Source organism: Mesorhizobium sp. M4B.F.Ca.ET.089.01.1.1 (assembly GCF_004022605.1).
GTDB lineage: Bacteria > Pseudomonadota > Alphaproteobacteria > Rhizobiales > Rhizobiaceae > Mesorhizobium > Mesorhizobium abyssinicae.
In genome coordinates this window covers 1-26426 of the sequence record NZ_RZOS01000020.1, presented here as the reverse complement: position 1 = coordinate 26426, position 26426 = coordinate 1, and the positions used below count along the sequence as shown (strand labels likewise).

At 64.0% G+C, this 26426-nt stretch carries 24 protein-coding genes, 1 other RNA gene and 3 pseudogenes; 8 read left to right on the top strand and 20 right to left on the bottom strand.

What is annotated here, in order from left to right; translation table 11 throughout:
• Positions 1-24: 24 nt before the first annotated feature.
• From EN780_RS03965 to ssrS, 3 genes and pseudogenes are all read right to left on the bottom strand, one after another.
• A pseudogene (locus tag EN780_RS03965) lies at positions 25-821 on the bottom strand (YmdB family metallophosphoesterase).
• Between the two features lie 77 nt (positions 822-898).
• On the bottom strand, positions 899-1486 hold the full coding sequence (locus EN780_RS03960) for a 5-formyltetrahydrofolate cyclo-ligase (RefSeq protein WP_127282973.1): 588 nt from the start codon (positions 1484-1486) through the stop codon (positions 899-901).
• A gap of 94 nt (positions 1487-1580) precedes the next feature.
• Positions 1581-1736: non-coding RNA, 6S RNA (gene ssrS / locus EN780_RS03955), on the bottom strand.
• Between the two features lie 163 nt (positions 1737-1899).
• On the opposite strand from ssrS, the gene EN780_RS03950 reads away from it, so the two are divergent.
• From EN780_RS03950 to msrB, 4 genes are all read left to right on the top strand, one after another.
• Positions 1900-2739, top strand: coding sequence for a MoxR family ATPase (locus EN780_RS03950; protein WP_128272225.1), 840 nt, complete (start codon positions 1900-1902; stop codon positions 2737-2739).
• Between the two features lie 93 nt (positions 2740-2832).
• Positions 2833-3279: a GNAT family N-acetyltransferase gene (locus EN780_RS03945; RefSeq protein ID WP_128272223.1), complete on the top strand. Its 447-nt coding sequence runs from the start codon at positions 2833-2835 to the stop codon at positions 3277-3279.
• Positions 3280-3287: 8 nt separating this feature from the next.
• Positions 3288-4478 (top strand): VWA domain-containing protein, encoded by a 1191-nt coding sequence (locus tag EN780_RS03940; RefSeq protein WP_128272221.1) that lies wholly within the window; start codon positions 3288-3290, stop codon positions 4476-4478.
• A 324-nt stretch (positions 4479-4802) separates the two neighbouring features.
• Positions 4803-5207, top strand: coding sequence for a peptide-methionine (R)-S-oxide reductase MsrB (msrB, locus tag EN780_RS03930; protein ID WP_127391014.1), 405 nt, complete (start codon positions 4803-4805; stop codon positions 5205-5207).
• A 157-nt stretch (positions 5208-5364) separates the two neighbouring features.
• On the opposite strand, the gene EN780_RS03925 is transcribed toward msrB, so the two are convergent.
• On the bottom strand, positions 5365-5682 hold the full coding sequence (locus tag EN780_RS03925; protein WP_245499864.1) for a hypothetical protein: 318 nt from the start codon (positions 5680-5682) through the stop codon (positions 5365-5367).
• Between the two features lie 211 nt (positions 5683-5893).
• Here EN780_RS03925 and EN780_RS03920 point away from each other — a divergent pair, with 211 nt between their 5' ends.
• Positions 5894-6403, top strand: coding sequence for an arsenate reductase ArsC (locus EN780_RS03920; RefSeq protein ID WP_128272235.1), 510 nt, complete (start codon positions 5894-5896; stop codon positions 6401-6403).
• A 37-nt stretch (positions 6404-6440) separates the two neighbouring features.
• On the opposite strand, the gene EN780_RS03915 is transcribed toward EN780_RS03920, so the two are convergent.
• The 10 genes and pseudogenes from EN780_RS03915 to EN780_RS03870 all read right to left on the bottom strand — a co-directional run bounded on the left by EN780_RS03915 (position 6441) and on the right by EN780_RS03870 (position 18101).
• Complete coding sequence (locus EN780_RS03915; RefSeq protein ID WP_128272217.1) at positions 6441-6887, bottom strand: hypothetical protein; 447 nt, start codon at positions 6885-6887, stop codon at positions 6441-6443.
• A gap of 312 nt (positions 6888-7199) precedes the next feature.
• Positions 7200-7460, bottom strand: coding sequence for a DUF2312 domain-containing protein (locus tag EN780_RS03910; protein WP_127282966.1), 261 nt, complete (start codon positions 7458-7460; stop codon positions 7200-7202).
• Positions 7461-7733: 273 nt separating this feature from the next.
• A complete protein-coding gene (gene pyc / locus EN780_RS03905; RefSeq protein WP_128272215.1) occupies positions 7734-11192 on the bottom strand; it encodes a pyruvate carboxylase in 3459 nt (1152 codons plus the stop codon).
• Between the two features lie 189 nt (positions 11193-11381).
• Positions 11382-12500, bottom strand: a complete 1119-nt coding sequence (locus EN780_RS03900; protein WP_127282964.1) for a branched-chain amino acid ABC transporter substrate-binding protein — start codon at positions 12498-12500, stop codon at positions 11382-11384.
• A 137-nt stretch (positions 12501-12637) separates the two neighbouring features.
• Entirely contained in the window at positions 12638-12985 is a 348-nt protein-coding gene (locus EN780_RS03895) for a DUF6867 family protein (protein ID WP_127282963.1), read from the bottom strand.
• A 112-nt stretch (positions 12986-13097) separates the two neighbouring features.
• A complete protein-coding gene (locus EN780_RS03890) occupies positions 13098-13826 on the bottom strand; it encodes an ABC transporter ATP-binding protein (RefSeq protein WP_128272213.1) in 729 nt (242 codons plus the stop codon).
• A gap of 50 nt (positions 13827-13876) precedes the next feature.
• A pseudogene (locus EN780_RS03885) lies at positions 13877-14965 on the bottom strand (ABC transporter ATP-binding protein); the annotation flags it as partial.
• Complete coding sequence (gene livM, locus EN780_RS03880; RefSeq protein ID WP_127282960.1) at positions 14965-16389, bottom strand: high-affinity branched-chain amino acid ABC transporter permease LivM; 1425 nt, start codon at positions 16387-16389, stop codon at positions 14965-14967. The gene livM and the pseudogene EN780_RS03885, both read right to left, overlap by 1 nt.
• Positions 16390-16393: 4 nt before the next feature.
• Positions 16394-17296, bottom strand: coding sequence for a branched-chain amino acid ABC transporter permease LivH (locus tag EN780_RS03875; protein WP_128272209.1), 903 nt, complete (start codon positions 17294-17296; stop codon positions 16394-16396).
• Positions 17297-17714: 418 nt separating this feature from the next.
• Positions 17715-18101, bottom strand: a complete 387-nt coding sequence (locus tag EN780_RS03870) for an ectoine synthase (RefSeq protein ID WP_128272207.1) — start codon at positions 18099-18101, stop codon at positions 17715-17717.
• A gap of 175 nt (positions 18102-18276) precedes the next feature.
• On the opposite strand from EN780_RS03870, the pseudogene EN780_RS40405 reads away from it, so the two are divergent.
• Positions 18277-18408 (top strand): annotated as a pseudogene (locus tag EN780_RS40405) (LysR family transcriptional regulator); the annotation flags it as partial.
• Positions 18408-19160 (top strand): LysR substrate-binding domain-containing protein, encoded by a 753-nt coding sequence (locus EN780_RS39680; RefSeq protein WP_189556359.1) that lies wholly within the window; start codon positions 18408-18410, stop codon positions 19158-19160. The pseudogene EN780_RS40405 and the gene EN780_RS39680, both read left to right, overlap by 1 nt.
• A 110-nt stretch (positions 19161-19270) precedes the next feature.
• On the opposite strand, the gene EN780_RS03860 is transcribed toward EN780_RS39680, so the two are convergent.
• The 3 genes from EN780_RS03860 to EN780_RS03850 form a co-directional block, all read right to left on the bottom strand.
• The gene (locus tag EN780_RS03860; RefSeq protein ID WP_128272203.1) at positions 19271-20272 is read right to left on the bottom strand and encodes a 4-hydroxyproline epimerase; all 1002 of its coding nucleotides are present in this window, start codon (positions 20270-20272) and stop codon (positions 19271-19273) included.
• 101 nt (positions 20273-20373) lie between these two features.
• Positions 20374-21690: an FAD-dependent oxidoreductase gene (locus EN780_RS03855; RefSeq protein ID WP_128272201.1), complete on the bottom strand. Its 1317-nt coding sequence runs from the start codon at positions 21688-21690 to the stop codon at positions 20374-20376.
• A gap of 15 nt (positions 21691-21705) precedes the next feature.
• Positions 21706-22641: a dihydrodipicolinate synthase family protein gene (locus EN780_RS03850; RefSeq protein WP_127282954.1), complete on the bottom strand. Its 936-nt coding sequence runs from the start codon at positions 22639-22641 to the stop codon at positions 21706-21708.
• 101 nt (positions 22642-22742) lie between these two features.
• Between EN780_RS03850 and EN780_RS03845 the strand changes: the two genes are divergently transcribed.
• Positions 22743-23402 (top strand): GntR family transcriptional regulator, encoded by a 660-nt coding sequence (locus EN780_RS03845; RefSeq protein ID WP_127282953.1) that lies wholly within the window; start codon positions 22743-22745, stop codon positions 23400-23402.
• Positions 23403-23415: 13 nt separating this feature from the next.
• Here the strand turns inward: EN780_RS03845 and EN780_RS03840 are convergent, their stop codons facing one another.
• The 3 genes from EN780_RS03840 to EN780_RS03830 all read right to left on the bottom strand — a co-directional run bounded on the left by EN780_RS03840 (position 23416) and on the right by EN780_RS03830 (position 26215).
• Positions 23416-23736 carry a hypothetical protein gene (locus tag EN780_RS03840; protein ID WP_127282952.1) on the bottom strand — a complete coding sequence of 107 codons (321 nt, stop codon included), beginning with the start codon at positions 23734-23736 and terminating at the stop codon, positions 23416-23418.
• Between the two features lie 277 nt (positions 23737-24013).
• Entirely contained in the window at positions 24014-24319 is a 306-nt protein-coding gene (locus tag EN780_RS03835; protein ID WP_127282951.1) for a hypothetical protein, read from the bottom strand.
• A 399-nt stretch (positions 24320-24718) separates the two neighbouring features.
• Positions 24719-26215: a CoA-acylating methylmalonate-semialdehyde dehydrogenase gene (locus tag EN780_RS03830; RefSeq protein WP_127282950.1), complete on the bottom strand. Its 1497-nt coding sequence runs from the start codon at positions 26213-26215 to the stop codon at positions 24719-24721.
• Positions 26216-26426: the final 211 nt, after the last annotated feature.

Genomic DNA, 26426 nt, shown 5'->3' with positions numbered 1-26426 from the left:
GTACTGACGCCGCTCATATCAATGTCACGACCAGAAGGACGGTGCGGTTTCCTCGAGCCGCGGCCCGCGACGAAACGGCGCGATCTTCTCGGCCAGCCCGGTGCGGTCGGAGATGTCGACGCCGATGCCGCACAGCGTCGCCGGCCCGCTCGCCGCCTCGAAGCGGCCTTTCGGCACTTTCGACAGGAAGCGGTTGAGCGGCTCCTCCTTGTCCATGCCGAGCGAGGAATCGTAGTCGCCGCACATGCCCGCATCCGACAGGTAGGCGGTGCCGCCGTTGAGGATCTGGTGGTCGGCGGTCGGCTGGTGGGTATGGGTGCCGACGACCAGGCTGGCGCGGCCGTCGACGAAATGCGCGAAGCACATCTTTTCCGACGTTGCCTCGGCGTGGAAATCGATGACGACGGCATCAGCCTGCTCGCCGAGCGGGCAGGCGGCGAGCTCGCGCTCGCCGGCCTGGAATGGATCGTCGAGCTCGGGATGCATGAAGACCCGCCCCATGATGTTGGCGACCAGCACGCGCGCGCCGTTCCGGGCGTGCCCTTGGGGAAATTGGACGGACGCAGGAAGCGCTCCTCGCGCGGCGCGAAGACCAGCGCGTCGCGCTGGTCCCAGACGTGATTGCCGGTGGTGACGACGTCGGCGCCGGCGGCGAGCGTCTCGCGAAAAATCTCCTCGGTGATGCCGAAGCCGCCGGCGGCGTTCTCGCCGTTGACGATGACGAAGTCGAGCTTGAAGTCGGAGATCAGGCCCGGCAGTTGCTCCCACACCGCCGTGCGTCCAGTTTTTCCGACCATGTCGCCGAGGAAAAGAAGTCTCATATGATCCCGTGCCGAAAGTCCGCCAAGCAAAAGCTGCATGACTTTCCGCAAAAGATCATGCGTTCTCAAACGCTTTTCTACAATTCCGGCGTGAACCGGCGCAACCCGCTCTCTGTCAGTATTTCCGGAATGATGACGTCGTGGTTCTCATCGGGGACCTGTGCCACCTCCTGGCAGTCGAAGGCGATGCCGATCAGCCTCGGCGTCAGCCCCTTGTCGGCCAGCTTGCCGATGGCACGGTCGTAGTAGCCGGCGCCGTAGCCGATGCGATGGCCGCGCGCGTCGAAGGCGGCGAGCGGCACCAGCATGACGGACGGATCGAGCACCGCCGCCTCCTCATGCGGTCCGACCGTGCCGAAGCCCATCTCGACCATCGGCGCCCCGCGCACCAGCTCGCGAAAGACGATCGTGCTCTTGTCGAGGATGGCCGGCAGGCAGAGCCTGGCGCCCTTTTCGCGGAGCGCGAACATCAGCGGCCGCACGTCGACCTCGGAGCGCATCGGCCAGAAGCCGGAGATGATCTGCCCCGGCTCGACGGCGATCTGGTCGCGCGCCGTCTCGGCCATCTCGAGCGCGATCTCCACGCGCCAGAATTCGTCGAGCGCATCGCGGCGCGCCAGCGCTTCCTTGCGCAGATGTTTTTTCAGGTCTTTGGAAGAGGTCATGCGCGGACGCTAGAAAAGGTCAGATCTGGAGGGAGCTTTAGGAGCGACGTTTTCTGACACATCATCCACGGGGAGTGGATCCTTTGCCGTCAGGTGACGATCCACACAACCGGTGGAGAGGTCGATCCCGGGTGCCTACAAAGTAGGTGGGCGCCGTGTGAGAAAACCCACGGGTCTTCCCAGGGACAGCTCCCTAAGGATCGATAAGGCCCCGGGGATAAGTTTCACCTGCCGGGAAGCGCAGACCGCCGAGACCAATATAGGCCGATGGCTGCCCGAGCGCCAGAGAAACGGCTGGCCGCACCGACGTTATTCGCCGCTTCCGGGACCGCCGAATGAAGCGTCCCCCTGCCCCGCTCTTGCGCCGCCGAGTTCGCCTCCTTACGGTCGCCGCAAAACGGCCAGGAGAAAAAATGCGTTTCGAAGGCACCGCGGCCTATGTTGCCGACAAGGATCTGATGGTTGCGGTCAACGCGGCGATCGCGCTCGAGCGGCCCTTGCTGGTCAAGGGCGAGCCCGGCACCGGCAAGACCGAGCTTGCCCGCCAGGTGGCGTCAGCGCTCGGGCTGGATTTCATCGAATGGAACGTCAAGTCGACCACCAAGGCGCAGCAGGGCCTCTACGAGTATGACGCCGTTTCGCGGCTGCGCGACAGCCAGCTCGGCGACGACCGCTTCAGCGACATCAGGAACTACATCAAGCGCGGCAAGCTCTGGGATGCTTTCGCTGCGCCGAAGAAGGTGGTGCTTCTGATCGACGAGATCGACAAGGCCGACATCGAGTTTCCCAACGACCTGCTGCAGGAACTCGACCGCATGGAATTCTTCGTCTACGAGACCGGCGAGACGATCCACGCGGCGCTGAGGCCGATCGTCATCATCACCTCGAACAACGAGAAGGAACTCCCGGACGCCTTCCTGCGCCGCTGCTTCTTCCACTATATCCGCTTCCCCGACATCGAGACGCTGCACCGCATCGTCGACGTCCACTATCCGGGCATCAAGCAGAACCTGGTGCGGGCGGCGCTCACGCAGTTCTACGAGATCCGCGACGTGCCGGGCCTGAAGAAGAAGCCGTCGACCTCCGAGGCGCTCGACTGGATCCGCCTGCTGGTCGCCGACGACATCGCGCCGGAAGACCTGCGCGCCGACCCCAAGAACATGCTGCCGAAGCTGCACGGCGCGCTGCTGAAGAACGAACAGGACGTGCATCTTTTCGAGCGCCTGGCCTTCATGGCGAGACGGCAGGGCTAGGCCGCCAGCAACAGCGCTTTCCCCGGCTGTGGACCTTTGCCGTCAACCGGCCTCCGAGGCAGCGTCTTATCGGAAAAGTTCGGAGGAAACGAAATGACCCAGATCACCATCCGCCCGCTCGCGCAGTCAGACCATGCCGACTGGCGGCGCCTGTGGACGGCCTACCTCACCTTCTATGAGACCAAGCTGCCGGACGAGGTCTACGACCTGACCTGGAAGCGGCTGTTCACGGAAGGCGAGTTCGAGCCGAAGGGTTTTATCGCCACGCTCGACGGCAAGGCCGTCGGCCTCACCCACTATCTCTACCACCGCTCCTGCTGGTCGCTGGTCAACAACTGCTACCTGCAGGACCTGTTCGCTGACCCGGGCGTGCGCGGCAAGGGCGTGGGCGCCGCGTTGATCAAGGCGGTGCAGGACGAGGCCGGCAAGATCGGGGTGAAGAACGTCTACTGGATGACGCACGAGACCAACGCCACGGCGCGCCGGCTCTACGACCATGTCGCGCGCCGCACGGGCTTCATCGAATACGATCTGCTATAGATGGCCGCATGTTCATCCCCTTCTTCCTCGAATTGAAAGCCGCGCGGGTTCCCGTTTCGCTCAGGGAATATCTGTCGCTGCTGGAGGGGCTGGAAGCCGGGCTGGTCGACTATGATGTCGAGGGTTTTTATTACCTCGCCCGCGCGGCCCTGGTGAAGGACGAGCGCCATATCGACCGCTTCGACCAGGTGTTCGCGCATGTCTTCAAGGGCGTCGAGGCGCTTGGGGGGCCGGACGCCGTCGAAGTCGCCAACATCCCCGAGGAATGGCTGCGCCGGCTCGCCGAGAAGCACCTGACCGAGGAGGAGAAAAAGCTGGTCGGGGCTCTGGGGGGCTTCGAGAAGCTGATGGAGACCCTGAAGCAGCGGCTGGAGGAGCAGAAGGGCAGCCACCAGGGCGGCTCGAAATGGATCGGCACCGGCGGCACTTCGCCCTTCGGCGCCTACGGCTACAACCCCGAAGGGGTGCGCATCGGCCAGCACGAAAGCCGCCACCGCCGCGCGGTAAAAGTCTGGGACAAGCGCGAATTCAGGAATTTCGACGACGGCGTCGAGCTCGGCACGCGCAACATCAAGGTGGCGCTGAAGCGGCTGCGCCGCTGGGTACGCGAAGGCGCCGAGGAGGAGTTCGATCTGCCCGGCACCATTCACGCCACCGCCGAGCACGGCTATCTCGACGTCAAGACGCGGCCGGAGCGGCGCAACGCGGTCGAGCTTTTGATGTTCTTCGATGTCGGCGGTTCGATGGACGATCATATCAGAGGCGTCGAGGAGCTGTTCTCCGCCGCCCGCGCCGAATTCCGGCAGCTCGAATATTTCTACTTCCACAACTGCCTCTACGAGCGCGTCTGGAAGGACAATCGCCGCCGCTTGGCCGAAACGATTCCGACCTTCGACCTCATCCACAAATACGGCCCTGACTACAAGGTGATCGTCGTCGGCGATGCCTCGATGAGCCCCTACGAGCTGGCGCATCCCGGCGGCTCGGTGGAGCACTGGAACCCGGAGGCCGGCAACGTCTGGCTCGGCCGCCTGCTGCAGCAATGGCCGAATGCGATATGGCTGAATCCGGAGAGCCAGAAGAACTGGGGCTACACCCATTCTATCGGGATGATCCGCGACATCTTCGGCGGCCGCATGTTTCCGCTGACGCTTGCCGGCCTGGAAGCCGCGACCAGGCAGCTTTCACGGAAGCATTGAGTGTGACGGTAATTCGCGAAAGTCGGCGCCGCCCCTCATCCGCCTGCCGGCACCTTCTCCCCGTATAGTGACGGGGCGAAGGGGGCCGGCCGCAAGCTCAACACTTCTTCCTGCGACGTTGGCGATTGGCGAAACCATCAATGAGAGCGCCCCTCTCCCCGGGGAGAGGATGCCGGCAGGCAGGTGAGGCGCGGCGCCGACGACAATAAGGAGAGGCCAATTCGAAGCCAACGGATGCGCTGGTCAGTGGTGTAACAAACACCTATCTTGGTGCGAATATGAGACGCCAACCAACAACAAGCCGCCAAGGCCGAGGAGATTTTGATGGACACCCACGCCTATCCCGTCACCCGTACCGATGCCGAATGGCGCGCCCGGCTGACGCCCGAGCAATATGCCGTGATGCGCAACCATGGCACCGAGCGCCCCGGCAGTTGCGCCCTGCTTTACGAGAAGCGCGCCGGCACGTTTTCCTGCGTCGGCTGCGACCAGCCGCTGTTCGAATCCAAGCTGAAATTCGAGAGCGGCACCGGCTGGCCTAGCTTCAACGACCCGGTGCCGGGCTCGGTCGAGACCACGGTCGACCGCAGCTACGGCATGGTGCGGACCGAATGCCACTGCGCCCGCTGCGGCAGCCATCTCGGCCATGTCTTCGAGGACGGCCCGCCGCCGACCGGCCTGCGCTACTGCATCAACGGCGTGGCGCTGAAATTCGAGCCGGCCGCCTAGTGCAATTCCAGGAAAAGTGCGCAGCGGTTTTCCGTCCGGAATTGCGTAAAAATAAATAGTTAGGGCGGGTCAGCGATCTCATGAAACGCTGAACCGCACTAACGGCCGTCGCAACCTCATTGTCTGCAAAGGGCGGCTCCGGCCGCCCTTTTTCGTTTCAAGCCACGACTGTCGCGATCAGCCACAGCGCCGAGCCCAGCATCATCAGCGAGGCCTTGCCACCGCCTGACTTTTCCGCGGTTCGCCAGACGGCGAAGGTCAGGAAGAGATTGTAGGGCACCGGCGCGAAATGCACGCTCAGGACCAGCCAGAGCGGCAGCTTCAGCCCGAGCAGGATCAGCGCCAGCACCGACGATGCGATGTTGATGGCCGTGCCGACAAAGGCCATGTCGCGCCAGAACAGCCGCTCGAGCGGCGCCCGGCCCCGCCAGCGCGAGCGGAAGAAGCCGGCCAGGCCAACGAGCTTGCTGGACACCCTGCCGGCCGGATGCGAATCGTCCATCGGTTGGGTCCCGCTTGCGATCATGCTGCTTCGAAAATGCCGGAGCCTGCCGTCAAAGCAAGCCCCCGCGACACGTGACGCGAATATGACACAGAAATCTGGCATCAATGCTCAAGCGGGCCGGAAAGCTGTGTTCCGCATTGCCAGCCAGTCATTTTGCAGCGCCAGCATGGAGGAGTTCAAAATGAGCGATCATGTCTACAATGTACTTTTTCTCTGCAATGCGAACTCGGCCCGGTCGATCATGGGGGAGGCCATCCTGAACCGGGTCGGCGCCGGTCGTTTCAAAGCCTATTCTGCCGGCTCGCAGCCGAAAGGAGCCGTCAACCCCTATGCGCTGCAGCTGCTGGAAAGCCTGAAATACGACACGTCTTTCGCTCGGTCGAAAAGCTGGGAGGAGTTTTCCGGACCTGACGCCCCGGAGATGAACTTCGTCTTCACCGTCTGCGACAACACGGCGAATGAAAGCTGTCCGATCTGGCCCGGCCATCCGATGACCGCGCTTTGGGCGGTCCCGGACCCCGCCAAGGCATCCGGCACCGAGGCCGAACAGCATCTCGCCTTCGCCGAAGCTTATCGCATGCTGAGCAACCGCGTCGCGGTGTTCACCAACCTGCCGATGGGCTCGCTCGACAAACTGGCGCTGCAGCAGCATTTGGACGAAATCGGCCGCGACGGGTCCGGGCCAAACTGAGAAGCAGGCAGGTCGGGAGAGCGAACGACCGTCGGGCCTAAGGCCGGGCTTCCCCCAAAACCATGACGACGGCCTGCTCGAAGCGCGAGCATTCCGTCACCAGCCAGTCGGCCATCGCCGGCCAATTGTCCTCGGCGTAGCAATTCACCCGCCACATCGAATTGATGCCGAGGCCCACGCAACTCTGTTCGGATGTGAGTTTCAGCCTGCCTTCGATCGCCGGTTGAAACGGCTTCAGCCGCGACCACGATTCGGTAGCGCCGAACTTTTCGTTGCGGCCGAAGAAGACGCCGACATGGTTCTGCGCCGGCGCGACATACATGGAAAGGACCAGTGCGAAATCCGGCAGCCCGCGCTGCCAGAACCAGGGCCCGCGGCGCGCCAGCGAGGCCCTTTCCTCAGGATGCCGCTCGGCGAACAGGGTCCAGAAGCCGCGCTGGCGGAACTCCGAGGCGCGGCGGCCGCCAAAGTCGAATTCGCTCATGGTCTGATGCTCGCAGCAGCCTGCCTAGAGCAATTCCAGGAAAAGTGTGAAACGGCTTCCGTCCGGAATTGCGTCAATGCAAAGGTATAGAGCCTGTCTTACAGCACAGCAGCCGGCCGGAGCACAACTGATACATCCCGGTCGCCAAGGCGGCCGGTCAATCATGTCGTGGTGAATGTAGTCGATGCCGCTCCGCCAGCCATCGCGCGCGGCAATGCCTCCAGGCTAAAGCGAGGAAGCTACGGGGCGAGGCTCCAGACGCCTCGCCCGCGTCAGTCCGAAAGAATTGCGAAAGCGGACCGGACCGCGTTCTCAGACCATGCCGAGGGCGGCTTTGTAGAGGTCGAGAATGGACTCCTCCTCCTGGCGCTCCGCCTGGTCCTTCTTGCGCAGCCGGATGATGCTGCGCATCGCCTTGGTGTCGAAGCCGGTGCCCTTGGCCTCGGCGAACACGTCCTTGATGTCGTCGGAAATCGTCTTCTTCTCTTCCTCGAGCCGCTCGATGCGCTCGATGAAGGCGCGCAGCTGGCCGGCGGCAACAGTCTGGCTGGTCTCGGTGATATCGTCGGCCATTTTTCTCTCCGCGTCGTTTGGCTACCGGCGACTCGCGAAGGCCGGCCGGCAAATTGGAGCGGGTTCGATGCCCGAGCAGGCGCGGCGGGTCAAGACATTATCGGTGCGGCATGAACGGTTAGGCACGCCCCAAGGTGCGTTGAGATTCAGGTCAGGCCGAGTCGAGAATGGTGGCTTCCGAGAACCGGCGCGGAGCGTACTTGAAGTACCTGAGCACCGGAAGCGCAGGAAGCCGCCATTCGCAGGCCGGCATCACCTGAATGGCAACACACTTTAGCTGAATGCGATCAGCAAATCCTTGGCATCGATCTGGTCGCCGGCCTTGACCAGCACTTCGGCGACCACCCCGTCGCGCTCTGCATGCAGCGCCGTCTCCATCTTCATCGCCTCGATCGAAAGCAGCACGTCGCCGGCCTTGACCGCCTGGCCGGCGGCAACGGCAAGTGCCGAGACCACGCCCGGCATCGGCGCGCCGACATGCGCCTCGTTGCCGGGCTCCGCCTTGCGCCGCGCCTTGGCGGCTGACGCGCCATGCGCGCGGTCCGGCACCTTGACGCGCCGCGGCTGGCCGTTGAGCTCGAAGAACACGGTGACCATGCCCTTCTCGTCGACGTCGCCGATGGCAAGGCAGCGCACCACCAGCGTCTTGCCCTTCTCGATGTCGACGAAGATCTCGTCTTCCGACTTCATGCCGTAGAAATAGGTCGGCGTCGGCAAGACGCTGACCGGCCCATAGGTTTCTTGCGCGGCGGCGAAGTCGGTGAACACCTTCGGGTACATCAGCCAGGAGGCGAATTCATACTCGCTGAGCCTGCGCTCAAGCTTTCCCTCGATGTCCTTGCGGCTGGCCTTGAGGTCGGCCGCCTTAAGCAGCGAGCCTGGCCGCACCGTGATCGGCTTGTCGCCCTTCAGCGCCTTCTTTTGCAGCGCCGGCGGCCAGCCGCCGGGCGACTGGCCGAGATCGCCGCGCAGCATCGAGACCACGGAATCCGGGAAGGCGATGTCGCGCGCCGGGTTTTCGACATCGGCGACGGTGAGGTCCTGGCTCACCATCATCAGCGCCATGTCGCCGACGACCTTGGACGACGGCGTCACCTTGACGATGTCGCCGAACATCAGATTGACGTCGTGATAGGCCTGCGCCACCTCGTGCCAGCGCGTTTCGAGGCCGAGCGAGCGCGCCTGTTCCTTGAGGTTGGTGAACTGTCCGCCGGGCATTTCGTGCAGGTAGACTTCCGAGGCCGGCCCCTTGAGATCGCTTTCGAAGGCCGCGTACTGGTTGCGCACCGCTTCCCAATAGAACGAGATCTTGCGGATCCATTGCGGATCGAGGCCGGGATCGCGCTCGGTGCCCTTCAGCGCCTCGACGATCGAGCCGAGGCAGGGTTGCGAGGTGTTGCCGGAGAAGGAATCCATCGCCGCGTCGACGGCATCGACGCCGGTCTCGACCGCCGCCAGCACGGTGGCCGCCGACAGGCCCGACGTGTCGTGCGTGTGGAAATGGATCGGCAGATCGGTCGCTTCGCGCAAGGCCTTGAACAGCACGCGCGCCGCCGACGGCTTCAAGAGCCCGGCCATGTCCTTGACGGCGATGATGTGGGCGCCGGCGGCCTCGAGTTCCTTCGCCAGCCCGACATAGTATTTGAGGTCGTATTTGGCCCTTGCCGGATCGAGGATGTCGCCGGTGTAGCACATCGCCGCTTCGATCAGCTTGCCTTCGGCGCCGACCGCGTCCATCGCGACGCGCATGTTCTCGACCCAGTTCAGGCAGTCGAAGACGCGGAACAGGTCGACGCCGCCGGCAGCCGCTTGGCGGACGAAATGCTGCACGACATTGTTGGGATAGTTGGTGTAGCCGACGCCGTTGGCGCCGCGCAAAAGCATCTGCAGCAAAAGGTTCGGCGCGGCCTCCCGCACTTTGCCCAGCCGCTCCCACGGATCCTCGGTGAGGAAGCGCATGGCGACGTCGAAAGTGGCGCCGCCCCAGCATTCCAGCGACAGCAATTGCGGCAGCGCCCGCGCGTAGGTGCCGGCGATGCCGGCAATGTCATGCGTGCGCATGCGGGTGGCGAGCAGCGACTGGTGGCCGTCGCGCATCGTCGTGTCGGTGACCAGCACCTGGGTCTGGGCGCGCATCCAGGCGGCGAATTTGTCCGGGCCGAGCGCATCGAGCTGCTGCTTGCTGCCGTCCGGCACCTTGCCGTTGAGATAGGGCACCACGGGCGCCGCCGCATCGGCCTTGGGCATCGGCCGGCCGCGCGTTTCCGGATGGCCGTTGACGCTGACATCGGCAAGGTAGTTGAGCAGCTTGGTGGCGCGGTCCTGCCGCTTCACCTGCTGGAACAGCTCCGGCGTCGTGTCGATGAACTTCGTCGTATAGGAATTGTCGGCGAAGCTCGGGTGATTGATGATCGCCTCGAGGAAGGTGAGGTTGGTCGCCACGCCGCGAATGCGGAACTCGCGCAGCGCGCGGTTCATGCGGGCGATCGTCTCGGCTGGCGTCGGCGCCCACGCCGTCACCTTCTCCAGCAGCGGGTCGTAGAAGCGGGTGATGACCGCGCCCGAATAGGCGGTGCCGCCGTCAAGCCGGATGCCGAAGCCGGTGGCGCCGCGATAGGCGGTGATGCGGCCATAGTCCGGGATGAAATTGTGCTCCGGATCCTCGGTGGTGATGCGGCACTGCAGCGCGTGGCCGTTCAGCCTGATGTCCTTCTGCGCCGGCACGCCCGAGTCCGGCGTGCCGATGGCGAAGCCGTCGAGGATGTGGATCTGCGCTTTGACGATATCGATGCCGGTCACCATCTCGGTGACGGTGTGCTCGACCTGGATGCGCGGATTGACTTCGATGAAGTAGAATTTGCCGGTATCGGCGTCCTGCAGGAACTCGACAGTGCCGGCGCCGATATAGCTGGTCTCGTTGGCGATCTTCAGTGCGTAGCCGCACAGCTCCTGGCGCAGCGCTTCGCTCAGATAAGGCGCCGGCGCCCGTTCGACGACCTTCTGGTTGCGGCGCTGGATAGAGCAGTCGCGCTCGAACAGATGCACGGCATTGCCATGCGTGTCGCCAAGCACCTGCACCTCGACATGGCGGGCGCGTTCGATCAGCTTTTCGAGATAGACCTCGTCCTTGCCGAAGGCGGCCTTGGCCTCGCGCTTGCCTTCCATCACCTCGCGGGCAAGGTCGGCTTCGGCGCGGATGGCGCGCATGCCGCGGCCGCCGCCACCCCACGAGGCCTTAAGCATCACCGGATAGCCGATTTTCTCGGCAAGCTTCTTCACCGCTTCCATGTCGTCCGGTAGCGGATCGGTGGCAGGCACGACGGGCACGCCGACCTCGATCGCCAGATTGCGCGCCGCAACCTTGTTGCCGAGCCGGCGCATCGTCTCCGGCTTCGGGCCGATGAAGGTGATGCCGGCGGCGGCGCAAGCCTCGGCGAATTCCGGGCTTTCCGACAGCAGGCCATAGCCCGGGTGGATGGCGTCAGCTCCCGACAGCCTGGCGACGCGGATCACCTCGTCGATCGACAGGTAGCTTTCGATCGGCCCCATGTCCTTGGCAAGATGCGGTCCGCGCCCGACCTGGTAGCTTTCGTCAGCCTTGAAGCGGTGCAGCGAGTATTTGTCCTCCTCGGCCCAGATCGCCACGGTTTTGAGGCCGAGCTCGTTGGCCGCGCGAAAGACGCGGATGGCGATTTCGGACCGGTTGGCGACGAGGATCTTCGTGATGGCCAAGGACAGGGCTCCAAAGGCTGGGAGGATGGGGGCTGGAGCAATGATTAGCGTGAAAATGCTGCAGTGCAAACGGATTCGCGCGACACCTAAACCGATTTAAATAGTTCGTTCGCGCCAACCTCGTTCGAACAAAAAGAAAATGCCCGGCGCGTGGCGCCGGGCATTCGCAATTGAGGCCGTTTTGCCGGCTTATTGCTCGAAGTAGGTGTACTTGCCGTCGTCACCCTTCTTCCAGGTGTACAGCACGTAGTCGGGGCGGGTGATGTCGCCCTTGGCGTCATAGCCGATGTCGCCGATGGCGGTCTTCCACGGGCCGCTCTTCTTGATCTCGTCCGCAACCTTCTGTGCGTCGTCGGCGGAACCGACCTTGGCGGCGGCAGCGGCGACGATCTGCAGGGCGGCATAGGAGTAGAGCGTGTAGGCTTCCGGCTCGAAACCGGCGGCGCGGAACTTCTCGACGAGTTCCTTGGCGTTCGGGTTCTTGCGCGGATCCGGAGCGAACGTCATCAGCGTGCCGTTGACGGCGTCGCCGGCGATCGAGGCCAGTTCGTTCGAGACGATGCCATCGCCCGACATGAACTGGGCCTTGAGGCCCTGGTCGGCCAGCTGGCGCATGATCAGGCCGGCTTCGGTATGCAGGCCGCCATAGTACACGACGGAGACGCCGGCTTCCTTCATCTTGGCGATGAGGGCCGAGAAGTCCTTGTCGCCGACATTGATGCCTTCATAGAGGGCTTCGGTGACGCCATTGCCGTTCAGCGCCTTCTTGGTTTCGTCTGCGAGGCCCTGGCCGTAAGGCGTCTTGTCGTGGATGACGGCGATCTTGGCGTCCTTGAAGTTCTTGGCGAGATAGTCGCCGGCGACCTTGCCCTGCTGGTCGTCGCGTCCGCAGGTGCGGAACGTGTTCCACAGGCCGCGCTCGGTCAGCTGCGGGTTGGTGGCCGAAGGCGTGATCACCAGGATGCCGTTCTCGGCATAGACTTCCGAGGCCGGGATGGTGACGCCCGAGTTGAAGTGACCGACAACATACTTGACGCCGTCGGCGACGAACTTGTTGGCGACCGAGATGCCCTGCTTCGGATCCGACACGTCGTCGCCGATCTCGAGCTTGATCTGCTGGCCGTTGATGCCGCCTGCAGCATTGATGTCGGCGGCGGCCTGCTCGGCGCCCTTCTGCAGCTGCGCGCCAAAGGCGGCGTTCGGGCCGGTGATCGGACCGGCGACGCCGATCAGGATGTCAGCCCACGCGCTGCCGCTGAACGCGACAAGCGCGGTCAGAGCCACGGCGGACAAGAGTGACTTTTTCATATAAACGCTCCCATTTACGGAGTGGGCGTGGATGATACTTTCATGCGATGCCCACCCTTATCGCAGAAAGCATAGTTTGCCGATTTTCAGGCACTTGTCACGCCGTTTCATCCCCGAGACGGCGTTAATCATGAACGTCAGCCTTTCGGCTTCCAGCTCAAAAGCGAGGCTCTTTCGTAGAGCCAATTATACTGTGTCACCATCTGGTTGGTGCGCGTGTATTGATAGCCAAGGAAGCCCAGTATGATCAGCACGATGGTGTCGACGATATAGTAATGCAACGAGAACATCGTGCCGTCGAACAGCGCATGATGGATGAACCGGATGCCGATGCCGAGCCCGAGCATGTAGAGGAACAGCTGGAAGAAGCTGCGCCATGTCTGCGCGCTGGCCTTGCCGGTCATCCAGGCGGCCCAGCCGCCGAGCAGGCAGGTGACGAACAGGAACTGGAAGATCGAGGGTTCCTCGTAGAGAATGCCCTGCATGATGAAGTCTCCCTAGCACGATCCCGAAAAGGTGCAGGCTTTTCGGACAACGATCATGCGACAAACAAACAAGGTGGAGCGGAATACCGGATGCACATATTCCGCTCCAATCTCAGTGGTGGCCGCCTTCGAGATAGGCGGCGCGCACTTCCGGATTGGCGAGCAGTTCCTTGCCGGAACCGCTCATCGTCACATTGCCGTTCACCATGACATAGCCGCGATTGGCGAGCTTCAGCGCGCCGAAGGCGTTCTGCTCGACCAGGAACACGGTCAGCCCTTGCGTGCGGTTCAGCTCGCGGATGGCGTCGAAGATCTGCTTGACGATCAGCGGCGCCAGGCCCAGCGACGGCTCGTCGAGCAGGAGCAGCTTCGGCCGCGCCATCAGCGCGCGTCCGATCGACAGCATCTGCTGCTCGCCGCCCGACAGCGTGCCGCCGCGCTGGCCGATGCGCTCTTTGAGCCGCGGGAACAGCGTGAACACCTTCTCGACGTCCTCGTCATAGTATTTGAGGTTGTCGAGGCTGGCGCCCATCTGCAGGTTTTCCATCACCGTCATGCGCGGGAAGATGCGGCGTCCTTCCGGCGACTGGGCGATGCGCATGCGGGCGATTTCGTGCGTCGGCAACTGTGTGATGTCGGTGCCGGCGAAGGTGATGGTGCCCGCGCGGGCGCGCGGCGCGCCGAAGATGGTCATCATCAGCGTCGACTTGCCGGCGCCGTTGGCGCCAATCAGCGCCACGATCTCGCCCTGGTTGACGGTGACGTCGACGCCATTCAGCGCCCGGATGTTGCCGTAGTAGGTCTGGACGCCCTTGATATCGAGCAGCGTTGTGCCGGCCATTACTTGCGCCCTCCACGCGGCTTGGGTGTCGGGGATTTTCCGGTCGGCTTGGCCGGGGCCGGCGAAGCGGGCTTCGCGGCGGCAACGGGCTTCACAGGTTTGCTCGCAACGGCGGCGCGCGCGCGCGCATCGACCTGAGCTGCCTTCGAGGCGCCCCTCGACACCGTGCCCCGCTCGCCCTGGTCCGCATGTTCGACAGAATCGGAAACCGGGCCCGCCATCATCGAAGCCGAGCTTCCTGGCCCGTGCGCGGAATCGGGGCCGGTGTCGAGCTGCTCGATCACGGCCTCGTCGCCGACCTCGGTCAGCACCGTCTCGACCTCCTCGTCGTCGACGCCGAGATAGGCGGCAATGACGCGTGGATCGGTCCTGACCGACTGCGGACTGCCGTCGGAGATCTTGCGGCCGTATTCGAGCACGACGACATGGTCGGAAATCTGCATCACCACCGACATGTCGTGCTCGATGAGCAGGATCGAGGTGCCGGTGTTGTCCTTGATGTCGTTCAGCAGCTCGTTGAGGGCCGCCGATTCCTTCGGATTGAGGCCGGCGGCCGGCTCGTCGAGGCACAGAAGCTCGGGGCCCGTGCACATGGCGCGCGCGATCTCCAGCCGCCGCTGCGCGCCATAGGGCAGGTCGCCCGCCGGATCGTCGGCGCGATCGACCAGGTTGGCCTTCTCCAGCCAGTGCTTGGCAAGCTCGATCGATTCGGCCGAGGCCTGCCGGTAGCTCGAGAAGCCGAACAGGCCGAGGAACGTGTAGCCGGATGCCTTCATCAGCTTGTTGTGCTGGGCGACCAGAAGGTTCTCGAGCAGCGTCATGCCCGAGAACAGGCGGATGTTCTGGAAGGTGCGCGCCACCTTGGCGCGCGCCGGGATCTCATGGTTGGGCAGGCGCTCGAGCAGATAGCTCGAACCGTCTTTCCGGTTGAGCGTGATCATGCCTTCCGACGGCTTGTAGAAGCCGGTAATGCAGTTGAACACGGTGGTCTTGCCGGCGCCGTTGGGGCCGATCAGCGCGGTGATCTCGCCGCGCCTGGCCTGGAAGGACAGGTCGCCGATGGCGATGAGGCCGCCGAACTTCATGGACAGGTGCTCGACCTGAAGGATGAAGTCGCTTGAGGAAGGGGTCGCGTTCATCAGCCGTGACCCTCCTTGGTGAAGGAGCCTGAGACCGCTCTTCGCTCCTTCAGGAAGGCTGTCGGCTCGCGACTGCCGACGAAGCCGCGCGGCTTCCATAGCATGACGACGACCATCGCCACGCCGAACAAAAGCATGCGGTAGAGTTCCGGCGTGAAATCGGGACCGAAGCCGGGAATGAGGGTTGTGTCGCCCCATCTCAGGCCGGTCTTGAGGAAGTCCAGCTCGCGGAGGATCTCGGTGCCGCCAATCATCACCGCCGCCGCGACCGCGATGCCTCCCAGCGAGCCCATGCCTCCCAGCACGACGATGGCAAGGATGATCGCCGATTCCAGGAAGACGAAGGACTCCGGACTGACGAAGCCCTGGCGGGCGGCGAAGAACGACCCGGCGAAGCCGCCGAACATGGCGCCGGTGGCGAACGCCGTCAGCTTGGTGGTGGTGGTGTTGATGCCGAGCGAGCGGCAGGCGATCTCGTCCTCGCGCAACGCTTCCCAGGCCCGGCCGACCGGCAGCCGGCGCAGCCTGATGGTGACGAAGGCGGTGAGCAGGCAAAGCAGAAGGATGAGATAGTAGAGGAAGATCTTGTAGTAGGCGCCCGACTGGGCGATGCCCAGCACCTTGGAGATGTAGTTCGGATCCGAGACGTTGAACGATATCAGGCCGAAGAGGGAGACTTTCGGAATGCCGGAAATGCCGGCCGAGCCGTTGGTCACCTCGCGCCAGTTGATCAGCACCAGGCGGATGATCTCGCCGAAGGCAAGCGTCACGATGGCCAGATAGTCGCCGCGCAGCCGCAGCACCGGGAAGCCGAGCATGACGCCCCAGAAGGCGGCCATGCAGCCGGCGGCCGGCAGCAGGATCCAGAACGACAGGCCGAAATGCGTGCCGAGCAGCGCGTAGGCATAGGCGCCGACCGCGTAGAAGGCGACGTAGCCGAGGTCGAGCAGGCCGGCCAGCCCGATGACGATGTTCAGCCCCCAGGCAAGCATCACGTAGATCAGGATCTGGATGCCGAAATTATCGACCCATTTCAGCGAGCCCTGGAAGCCGAACAGCAGGACCATCGCGATCGGGTACAGGAACAGCACGGCGATGCCGATCTTGTTGAAGTTGCGGCGCACGAAGCTGGGTTCAGCCGCGACGGCGGGCGCCGCAGCCTTCTGCGCCTTGGCGCGCTCCAGCGCCGGCTGCCCGAAGCCGACATAGAGGAAACGCCCGACGGCGGTGAGGATCACCACCAGGGCAAGCAGGCCCCAGCGCTGCACCAGGATCAGTTCGTTGGAGATGTTCTGGTCGGTCCTCAGACCGATGAACAGCACGAACAGGCCGAGCGAGACGGCGCCGGCATAGAGCGCCTCGCGGAAAGCGCGCTGGATGGGAGTGGCGACGGTATCGCTCTCCGGGGACACGGTAACGGCCATGAGCTCAGACCTTTTCGACTTCAGGCCGGCCCAGAATGCCGGAAGGCAGGAAGATCAAGACGATCGCCAGGATCGAGAAGGCGGCGACGTCCTTGTAGTCGATGGAGAAATAGGCCGACCACATGCTCTCGATGAAGCCGATCAGGAGGCCGCCGAGCACGGCGCCGGGCAGCGAGCCGATGCCGCCGAGCACGGCGGCGGTGAAGGCCTTCACGCCGGGCACGAAGCCGTCCGAGAACACCACCACGCCGTAATACATCAGGAACAGCGTGCCGGCGACGGCGGCCAGCCCCGCGCCCATGATGAAGGTGATCGAAATGGTGCGGTCGACGTCGATGCCGAGCAGCGCGGCCATCTTGCGGTCCTGCTCGCAGGCGCGCTGCGCCCGGCCGAGCGCCGTCCTGTTGACCAGGTACCAGAACAGCGCCAGCAGCACCACGGTGACCACCACGATGATGATCTGCTTCAGCGACACGCTGATGCCGTCGAAGCTGTAGACCTTGGACACCAGCGGCGGGATCGGCTTGTTGCGGGGGCCCTGCGTGACCTGGACGAAATTGGACAGCGCGATCGACATGCCGATGGCGGTGATCAGCGGCGCCAGCCGGAACGAACCACGCAGTGGCCGGTAGGCCACCTTCTCGATCGTCCAGTTGTAGAGGCTGGTCAGAAGCATCGCCACGATCATCATGATCAAGAGCGCGATGACGACCGGCACCGAATAGAACAGGGCGCCGAGGATGAGGAAGACGATGAGGGCGGTGAAGGCCCCGACCATGAAGATGTCGCCATGGGCGAAATTGATCATGCCGATGATGCCGTAGACCATCGTGTAGCCGATCGCGATCAGGCCATAGATCGATCCCAGCGTCAGCCCGTTGATAAGCTGCTGGACGAAGTACTGCATACTGCCGTGGCTCCCCTGGAATGTCGCCCGCTTTCGGGTCGCACTCCTTTTCGTATTTCCCCTAGTCGTAAAGTTTCGAGCCCGGATTGCAACGTGATTTTTCAATCGCCTCGCGTGTTTTGGAAGCACGCCGTCCGATTGCCCGTTTTACGCCGTCCGACCCCTGGACTATCGCGGACCCTATCATTGGCATAACGCAATGTCTTTGACGATTCGGCCGTATGATGCGCTTCGTTTCGAATAAATCGCCGTCAAGATTGGGTGATGGAGCGATTCCTTGCGTCGGCGAAGGTCGCCCGTCTCGCGCTCCTTCGCCTTTCGCCAGGTCGGGATTCTTTCACATATGACATTCGTGTGACGGCTCGGCCGTGGGCGAGCGCCGGCCTGCTCGTTGGGGTTGCTTGCGGGGCATGAAGTTTCAGTAGGCGGAGCCGCCTTCTCCGCTCAGGCTGTGCCGCTCGGTGCCGCTCAGCGGCGGATTGAAGACGCTGACCAGCACCATGTCGCCGGCGGCATCGGCGCGCAGGTAATGATCGTCATGCGCGTCAAGCACATAGATGGTCCCGGGCTCGATGCGATGGATCGCGCCCGCCATATCCTCGACTTCGCCCAGGCCCGAGATGCAATAGCAGGCCTCGAGATGCCGCCGGTATTGCAGGCGCGACTCGCTCCCTGCCCGCACGACCGTATGACAGACGGTGAATCCCATGCCGTCCCGCTGGGTCAGCAGCCGGTGGCTGGTGCCGTTGCCCCAGTCGACGAAGAAGTCAGTTTTTTCTACATCGGCCAGTTGCCTGGTGAACATGGTATCTCTCTCTATGAAAGGGGCGTGGGACGACCACGACGACGGAATGATCTGGCTTCGCTCTGTTTTGGCTGCTATTTTCTGGATCAACATTCGAAGCTGCCTTCAGCATGTCGCGACCCGAGGCGGGTTTCAAATGACCGTTTTTCGTTAGACACATTAGAAAAATTTACAAATGGACTATCTGCCGCTGAACGCCATCCGCGCTTTCGAGGCCGCCGCGCGCCATCTCAGCTTCTCGGCCGCCGGCGAGGAGCTGCATGTCACCCATCCGGCGATCAGCCATCAGATCAGGCGGCTGGAGGAATGGTTGGGCGTGCCACTGTTCCACCGGGATGCCCGCAAGGTGCGCCTGACCGATGCCGGCCTGACCCTGCAGGTCTCGGCGAACGCGGCGCTCTCCGACCTTGCCGCCGCCTGCCGGCGCATCCGCAGGAACGCGGCCGTAGCATCGCTGTCGGTGGGCTGCATTCCATCCATCGCCAGCCGATGGCTGGTGCCGCGCTTGCTTTCACCGAACGCCACCCGGAGATCGCCATCCGCGTCGCCTACGCCAAAGCCGAAGACCGGCTTAAGGACGATGACAACGACGTCCTCATCACGCTCGGCGCGGACCCGTCTCCCACCGCCGCCAGCCTCAAGCTCTTTTCGCGCATGAGCCGGCCCGCCTGCAGCCCGCACTATCTGGCGCGCAAGGGCCGGCTCGGGTCGCCGGCGGAGATTGCCGCGGCGGACCTTTTGCATGACGAGACGCGTCAGGGCTGGCGCGAGTGGTTCTCACAAGCCGGCATGGCCGGCGTCGATGTCGGCACCGGGCCTGTCTTTGCCGATTTCAACATACTGGCGACGGCCGTCATCGCCGGTCACGGCGTCGCCCTTTGCCCGATCGAGGTTTTTCGCGAGGAGCTGCGGCGCGGCGATCTCGTCGTCGTCTCCGACATCGCGACCGACAGGGACAAGGGCTACTATCTGACCATGTCGGCGCAGCCCTCGGCCGCCGAAATCACCTTCGCCGACTGGTTCCGCGATCAGGTCTCGCCGAACGGCGGGGAAGCCTGACGCCCTCGAGCAGCGACGGCGTCGCCTTGCTTGTTTTTTACGCAGTTCCGGACGGAAGGTTACGGCGAAGGCGCCGAACTTAACCGCTACACACTTTTCCTGGAATTGCTCTAGGTGACGACGAACCCGTGCGCGAACGGATCGCGGTCGTCGATGAAGATGGTGTTCAACCCGGTCATCCGCGCCCAGCCGCCGATCGAGGGGACGATCGCCGGCTTGTCCGCGACGACGACCTCCTTTTCGACCCTGCCCTTGAACAGCGAACCGATGATCGATTCGTGGACAAAGCTGTCGCCGGCCTTGAGCTTGCCCTTGGCGTGCAACTGCGCCATGCGCGCCGAGGTGCCGGTGCCGCAAGGCGAGCGGTCTATCGCCTTGTCGCCGTAGAAAACGGCATTGCGCGCATCGGCTTCCGGATCGGTCGGCTTGCCGGTCCACAGCATGTGCGACAGCCGGTTGATGCCGGGGTTCTCCGGATGCACGAACGAGTACTTCTCGTTCAGCCGCTGCCGCACCACCGGGCTCCAGGCGATGAGGTCGCCGGCCGAATGGTCGGCCATGTCGCGATAGTTCGCCTGCGGCTCGACGATGGCGTAGAAATTGCCGCCATAGGCGACGTCGACGCTGATCTCGCCGAGGCCGGGACACTCGACCGTCAGCCCCTCGGCATAGAGGAAGGAGGGCACGTTGGTGATGCGCACCTCCTCCACATACTCGCCGACCTGCTTGTATTCGGCGATGACCAGGCCGGCCGGCGTGTCGAGCCGCAAGATCCCCGGCGTCTTCGGCTGCACCAGCCCATGCTCGATCGCCATCGTCACCGTGCCGATGGTGCCGTGGCCGCACATCGGCAGGCAGCCCGACGTCTCGATGAACAGGATGGCGATGTCGCAGTCCTCGCGCGTCGGCGGATAGAGGATTGAGCCCGACATCACGTCATGGCCGCGCGGCTCGAACATCAGGCCGGTGCGGATCCAGTCGTACTCGGCGAGGAAATGCGCCCGCCGCTCCATCATGGTTGAACCCTGGAGCAGCGGTCCGCCGCCCGCGACCAGCCTGACCGGATTGCCGCAAGTGTGGCCGTCGATGCAGGAGAAGGTTTTCTTGGCCATGATGCTTCCTAGAGCAATTTCAGGAAAAGTGTGAAGCGGTTAAGTTCGGCGCCTTGGCCGTAACCTTCCGTCCGCAATTGCGTCAAGACAAGAGAGACCGGTCAGAACCGCTGCGGACTGAAGGGGGCGAGCTCGACGGGCGGAGCCTGCCCGAGAACGAGATCGCGGATCAAGCGCCCGGTTGCCGCTGCCTGGGTCAGGCCGAGATGGCCGTGGCCGAAAGCATAGAAAGCGTTCGGCGCGCGCGCCCGGCCGATGACGGGCAGCGAATCCGGCAGCGACGGGCGATAGCCCATCCATTCGCGCCCGCCCGACGGATCGAGCCCCGGCAGGAAGCGCCTGGCCTTTTCCAGCATGGCCTTCGACCGCGCGAAATTAGGCGGGCGCTCGATGCCGCCGAGTTCGACGGCGCCGCCGACGCGCAGGCCGGTTTCCAGCGGCGTGATGACGAAGCCGTGCCCGGAGAAGATCAGCTGCCGCCTGACATCGAACGCGGCCTTAGGCAGCGTGGTGTTGTAGCCGCGCTCGGTCTCCAGCGGGATGCGCTCGCCGAGGTCCCTGGCCAGAAGATGCGACCATGCGCCAGCGGCGATGACGAGCTGGTTCGCCTTCCGGGTCGAGCCGTCGGCAAGCACGATCGTCGCTCCATCCGCGCCAGCCTCGATCCGCGCGACTCGCGCGTGCTCGAAGCGGGCGCCGAGCCGTTCGGCGTGGGCCCAGACCGCCTTGCCGAGCAGCTTGGGGTCGGCGACCGTTTTCCAGCCCGGCACGAAGGTGGCTTTGATGAAGCGCGGCGAAAGCCCCGGCTGCAGGGCAGCCATCTCCGTGCCCTCGACATGGTTGAAGCCAATGCCGTAGCGCTCACGTGCCCGCCAGCCGGAAAGCGAGGCGCGGAACTCGGCCTCGCTCTCGTAGAGTTCGAGCGAGCCGTCCTCGCGCAGCATCGGCCTCGTCCCGGAGCGGTCGAGCAGGCCCATCCACTCCGCTTCGGCAAGCCTCATCATCGCGGCCTGTGCGGCAAGGCTGGTCTCGTAGCGGTCGCCGCGCCCGGCGCGCCAAAAGCGGATCAGCCAGGGCAGCAGCTTCGGCAGATAGGCGGGCGGAATGGTGAGCGGGCCGAGCGGATCGGCAAGCCATTTCGGCAATTGCCGCATCATGCCCTTATGCGCCAGCGGCAGCACGTCGGTGAAGGCGAAGGCGGCGGCGTTGCCCGAGCTCGTTTCCTCGCAGATGCCCGTGCGATCGAAGATCGTGACGTTTCGCCCGGCCTCGGTCAGGTAGGTGGCGGCGCAGATGCCGATGATGCCGCCGCCGATGATGGCGATGTCTTCCCCTTCTCCCCGTTCACGGGGAAAAGGTGCCCGAAGGGCGGATGAGGGGCGGCGCCCCTCCTCGGTCTCATCGGAATTTTCCTGCACGCGAATGCTATTCCTCTATTCGGCTGCCACCAGCTTGTCCGCCGATCGAGGAGACGCCTGCAGCGCCGGCAGTTTCGGCCGCACGGCCAGCGCATCCATGACGATCTTTTCCACCGCCTTGCGGCGCTCGCCCGACAGCGGCCGGCGCGGCATGCGAACGCGATCATTGGTATTGATCGCCAGCACTTCAGCAAGCTTGATGTTTTGGACCAGATAGGTCGAGACGTCGAGGTCGAGCAATGGCCGGAACCAGCGATAGATCGTCAACGCCTCCTCGCGCCGGCCCTGCTTCATCAGCTGGTAGATCGCCACCGTCTCGCGCGGGAAGGCGGTGACCAGCCCCGCCACCCAGCCGATGGCGCCGACCGACAGTGCCTCGAAGGCAAGATTGTCGACGCCGGTGAACAGGTCGTAGCGGTCGCCGAACCGGTTGATGATCTCGGTCGAGCGGCGGATGTCGTCGGAGGATTCCTTGATGGCGACGAAGCGCGCGTCGGACGCCAGCTCCTCCATCAGGTCGACGGTGACGTCGACGCGGTACGCCAGCCTGTTCGAATAGATCATGACCGGCAGGTCGCCGGCCTCGGCCACGGCGCGCAGGGCGGCGGCCGTCTCTGCCGGGTCGGTATGGTAGATCGGGCTGGGCACCACCATCAGCCCGCTGGCTCCGGCCTGCGCGGCGCGACGCGCGATGCTTGCCGCCTCGCGGGTGCCGGGCTCGTTCACAGTGAGCAGCACCGGCTTGCCTCCGGCGACCTGCTGCGCCGTCTTCAGCACCTCGATCTTCTCGTCATGCGACAGCATTGGCCCTTCGCCGAGCGAGCCGCAGACGATGATGCCGTCGCAGCCGGCCTCCATCTGCAGCGAAAAGCAGCGCTCCATCTCGGCATGATCGAGACGGTCGTCCTCGGTGAATTTGGTCGTGACGGCGGGGAAAACTCCAGTCCACATGGCATCATCTCCAATCTGATATATCAGTGATATATCTAACAGGAAACCGGCTGTCAATGCGGAATCTGCTATGATATATGGAAAATATATCAGGAGGCCCAATGGCTCTATTGGAAGATATATCTCGTTTCGAGCCGGCGGCTGCGAAGGCCTATCGCGCGCTCGAGCACATGATCGTCACGCTCGAACTGGCGCCGTCGAGCTTTGTCACCGAGGGTGCGCTGATCGAGCGTCTCGGGCTCGGCCGCACGCCGGTGCGCGAGGCGATCCAGCGTCTGGCCTGGGAGGGCCTGCTCGATGTCCGGCCGCGCGCCGGCATCGCGATTGCGCCGCTCCATCCCGGCGACTGGCTGCGTGTCCTCGATGCCAGGCGCGGCGTCGAGGTGGTGCTGGCCCGCTCGGCCGCGCGTTTCGTCACCCGCGAGGCAGCCGACCTCTTTCACGACGCCGCCCTTGCCATGCAGAAGGCGGTCATCTCGGGCAATGTGCTGGCCTTCATCCAGGCCGACAAGGCGCTCGACGAGGCGCTCGCACTGGCCGCCGACAACCCCTTCGCGGCGCGGTTGGCGGCGCCCTTGCAGACCCACAGCCGCCGCTTCTGGTTCCGCTACAAGTCGGATACCGGCCTGGCCGAATCGGCCGAACATCATGTCGCGCTGATCCGCTCGATCCTCGACGGCGACGAGGAGGGAGCGGCCAAGGATGCCAAGCGGCTGATGGCGCTGCTGCGCAGCCATGCCGAGGTGGCCGCCACCCGCTGAGCGATGCTCGATCTCAGTATCGCGCGCTATGGTCGGCCGGCGCCGCCACGCTTTCCCAACTGTTGCCGGCGGCGATTATGCAGCTCGTGCCGGTAACGTCAGTGACGATGATGGTCCACGTTCCGCTCTGGCCGACAAACATTTCCATGATCGCGACTTGGCCGATCAGCCCGAAGGCAAACTGCCGTTCCTGGAAGTTCTCGCTCAGGTGGGTAACCAGAGCGCTGTGTTCGGCACAGTTTTGATATTGAGCGCCGGCGCTGTTCGTACCCATCGCCAGCGCGCTGGCAAGAACCAGGTTTCTCACCCAACCCAACAGGGATTTGCGTGCCATGGGGCACCTCCTTTTGCCATCGCGTCCCGGCAAAAGGAGACAGCCTCATTTTGCCGGAGCGGCCCAGCCCGGTTCCGACGTCATCATCGCGTCGTTCCTTTCTGCGTTCCGGTCTGCCACCAATGGGAACCTTCCGGATGTTCCCATTATGTTCCATATATGGTGACGGCGAAGGCAAAGCACAAGCGGGCACCCTTTCGGGCGCCCGCAATCCATTCGAGATGCCAAAAGACCCGGCCGCGGGCCGCCTCCCTACGACAGCGGGAACGACGTCCGCTCAGGTGCCCGGCAGGGCAGCCGCCATCATGGCTCCGTCCCAACCGTCGCCCGCCGTGATGATGCAGCTCAGGCCGTGCGTGTCGGTGGCCAGGATGGTCCAAGTGCCCTTTTCCGACACGAAGATTTCGAGAATCACATTCGGGTTGACCAGACCGCGCGCGGCCTCGCTTTCATGGAACTTCTCGCCGAGCGCCTTGATGACGTCGGCACGCGCGGCGCATTGTCCGCCAGCAACGGCCTGCGCGACACCACCGCATATCGCAAACACCGCAAAGCACGTTCCCGCCAAAAGACGTCGTGTCATCTGACAACTCCTTGCGCCAGACGAGAACCCCGGCAGCCACCGGCGCTGTTGGATTGGCCTGCAAGTTTGCAGGAATACAACCTAAGACGGATCGAGCCCGCTTGGTTCCATCACATCGGTGTTTTGGCGGATACCGGCCGCGATCGGAAAGCGTAAAGGCCCGGCGATGGCCGGGCCTTTATCAGTCGGTCGTCGGATCTGGATCAGTTCATCGTCGGGATGACGAACTCGGCACCGTCCTTGATGCCAGCCGCGCGCCCGCAGCCGAAGGCGAGGACGCGCTAAACCGGGAACCGTCCGGCTAGTTCATCGTCGGGATGACGAACTCGGCACCGTCCTTGATGCCAGCCGCGCGCCCGCAGCCGAAGGCGAGGACGCGCAAAACCGGGAACCGTCCTGCTAGTTCATCGTCGGGATGACGAACTCGGCACCGTCCTTGATGCCGGACGGCCAGCGCGAGGTGACCGTCTTGGTCTTGGTGTAGAAGCGGAACGCATCCGGGCCGTGCTGGTTGAGATCGCCGAAGGACGAGGCCTTCCAGCCGCCGAACGTGTAGTAGGCGATCGGAACCGGAATCGGCACGTTAACGCCGACCATGCCGACCTGGACACGCGAGGCGAAGTCGCGCGCGGCGTCGCCGTCGCGGGTGAAGATGGCGACGCCATTGCCCATCTCGTGGTCGTTGGCGAGCTTGATGGCGTTCTCGTAGGTCGGCGCGCGCACCACGGAGAGCACCGGGCCGAAAATCTCTTCCTTGTAGATGCGCATGTCGGCGGTGACGTTGTCGAACAGGCAGCCGCCCATGTAGTAGCCGTTCTCGTAGCCCTGCATCTTGAAGCCGCGGCCGTCGACGACGAGCTTGGCGCCTTCCTTGACGCCGATGTCGACATAGCCCTTGACGCGCTCCAGCGCCTGCGCCGTTACCAGCGGGCCGAAATCGGCCGAGGAATCGGTCGACGGGCCGACCTTCAGGCTTTCGACGCGGGGCACCAGCTTTTCCATCAGCCGGTTGGCAGTGTCGTTGCCGACAGGGACCGCGACCGAGATCGCCATGCAGCGCTCGCCGGCCGAGCCGTAGCCGGCGCCGATCAGCGCGTCGACAGTCTGGTCCATGTCGGCGTCGGGCATGATGATCATGTGGTTCTTGGCGCCGCCGAAGCACTGCACGCGCTTGCCGGCGGCGGTGCCGCGCGAATAGATGTAGTGGGCGATCGGCGTCGAGCCGACGAAGCCGACGGCCTTGATGTCCGGATCGTCGAGGATGGCGTCGACCACTTCCTTGTCGCCGTTGACGACGTTGAGGATGCCGGCCGGCAGGCCGGCTTCGATGAACAGTTCGGCAATGCGGATCGGCACGCCCGGATCGCGCTCGGAGGGCTTCAGGATAAAGGCATTGCCGCAGGCGATCGCCGGCGCGATCTTCCACAGCGGGATCATCGCCGGGAAATTAAACGGCGTGATGCCGGCGACGACGCCGAGCGGCTGGCGCATCGAATAGACGTCGATGCCGGGGCCGGCGCCGTCGGTGAACTCGCCCTTCATCATGTGCGGCGCGCCGATGCAGACCTCGACCACTTCGAGGCCGCGCTGGATGTCGCCCTTGGCGTCGGCGATTGTCTTGCCATGCTCGCGCGCCAGGATGTCGGCCAGTTCGTCATAGTCGCGCTGGACCAGTTCGAGGAACTTCATCAGCACGCGCACGCGGCGCTGCGGGTTGGTGGCCGCCCACTTGGGCTGCGCCGCCTTGGCGTCCTCGACAGCGGCGCGCAGTTCCGCCTGCGAAGCCAGCGCCACCGTGCCGCGCACGGAACCGTCCATCGGCTGCATCACGTCCTGCTTGCGGCCGCTGGTGCCGGCGACACGCTTGCCGCCGATGAAATGACCGTAGTCGATCATGGTTTCTCTCCCTGTTTTGGTGATGAGGCATTGTCCGCCTTTGCGGCGGTGATGGCAACGCGAGCGGAATCGCAACCGTTGTGCAGGAAATGGACAACGGCAGCCGACTGTGCATTAATTCCCGCAAATAGCGAGCTGCCGTGTCGTGAAGGATTTTTCAGGGTGAGTTGTCATCAAGGTCACTCCCATGAACTGGGATGACGTCCGCATC

Coding starts and splice junctions, on each gene's coding strand:
- EN780_RS03960 (WP_127282973.1), bottom strand. CDS start 1,486: ATGACCTCTTCCAAAGACCTGAAAAAACATCTGCGCAAGGAAGCGCTG.
- EN780_RS03950 (WP_128272225.1), top strand. CDS start 1,900: ATGCGTTTCGAAGGCACCGCGGCCTATGTTGCCGACAAGGATCTGATG.
- EN780_RS03945 (WP_128272223.1), top strand. CDS start 2,833: ATGACCCAGATCACCATCCGCCCGCTCGCGCAGTCAGACCATGCCGAC.
- EN780_RS03940 (WP_128272221.1), top strand. CDS start 3,288: ATGTTCATCCCCTTCTTCCTCGAATTGAAAGCCGCGCGGGTTCCCGTT.
- msrB (WP_127391014.1), top strand. CDS start 4,803: ATGGACACCCACGCCTATCCCGTCACCCGTACCGATGCCGAATGGCGC.
- EN780_RS03920 (WP_128272235.1), top strand. CDS start 5,894: ATGAGCGATCATGTCTACAATGTACTTTTTCTCTGCAATGCGAACTCG.
- EN780_RS03915 (WP_128272217.1), bottom strand. CDS start 6,887: ATGAGCGAATTCGACTTTGGCGGCCGCCGCGCCTCGGAGTTCCGCCAG.
- EN780_RS03910 (WP_127282966.1), bottom strand. CDS start 7,460: ATGGCCGACGATATCACCGAGACCAGCCAGACTGTTGCCGCCGGCCAG.
- EN780_RS03900 (WP_127282964.1), bottom strand. CDS start 12,500: ATGAAAAAGTCACTCTTGTCCGCCGTGGCTCTGACCGCGCTTGTCGCG.
- EN780_RS03895 (WP_127282963.1), bottom strand. CDS start 12,985: ATGCAGGGCATTCTCTACGAGGAACCCTCGATCTTCCAGTTCCTGTTC.
- EN780_RS03890 (WP_128272213.1), bottom strand. CDS start 13,826: ATGGCCGGCACAACGCTGCTCGATATCAAGGGCGTCCAGACCTACTAC.
- livM (WP_127282960.1), bottom strand. CDS start 16,389: ATGGCCGTTACCGTGTCCCCGGAGAGCGATACCGTCGCCACTCCCATC.
- EN780_RS03875 (WP_128272209.1), bottom strand. CDS start 17,296: ATGCAGTACTTCGTCCAGCAGCTTATCAACGGGCTGACGCTGGGATCG.
- EN780_RS03870 (WP_128272207.1), bottom strand. CDS start 18,101: ATGTTCACCAGGCAACTGGCCGATGTAGAAAAAACTGACTTCTTCGTC.
- EN780_RS39680 (WP_189556359.1), top strand. CDS start 18,408: ATGGTTGGGCGTGCCACTGTTCCACCGGGATGCCCGCAAGGTGCGCCT.
- EN780_RS03860 (WP_128272203.1), bottom strand. CDS start 20,272: ATGGCCAAGAAAACCTTCTCCTGCATCGACGGCCACACTTGCGGCAAT.
- EN780_RS03850 (WP_127282954.1), bottom strand. CDS start 22,641: ATGTGGACTGGAGTTTTCCCCGCCGTCACGACCAAATTCACCGAGGAC.
- EN780_RS03845 (WP_127282953.1), top strand. CDS start 22,743: ATGGCTCTATTGGAAGATATATCTCGTTTCGAGCCGGCGGCTGCGAAG.
- EN780_RS03840 (WP_127282952.1), bottom strand. CDS start 23,736: ATGGCACGCAAATCCCTGTTGGGTTGGGTGAGAAACCTGGTTCTTGCC.
- EN780_RS03835 (WP_127282951.1), bottom strand. CDS start 24,319: ATGACACGACGTCTTTTGGCGGGAACGTGCTTTGCGGTGTTTGCGATA.
- EN780_RS03830 (WP_127282950.1), bottom strand. CDS start 26,215: ATGATCGACTACGGTCATTTCATCGGCGGCAAGCGTGTCGCCGGCACC.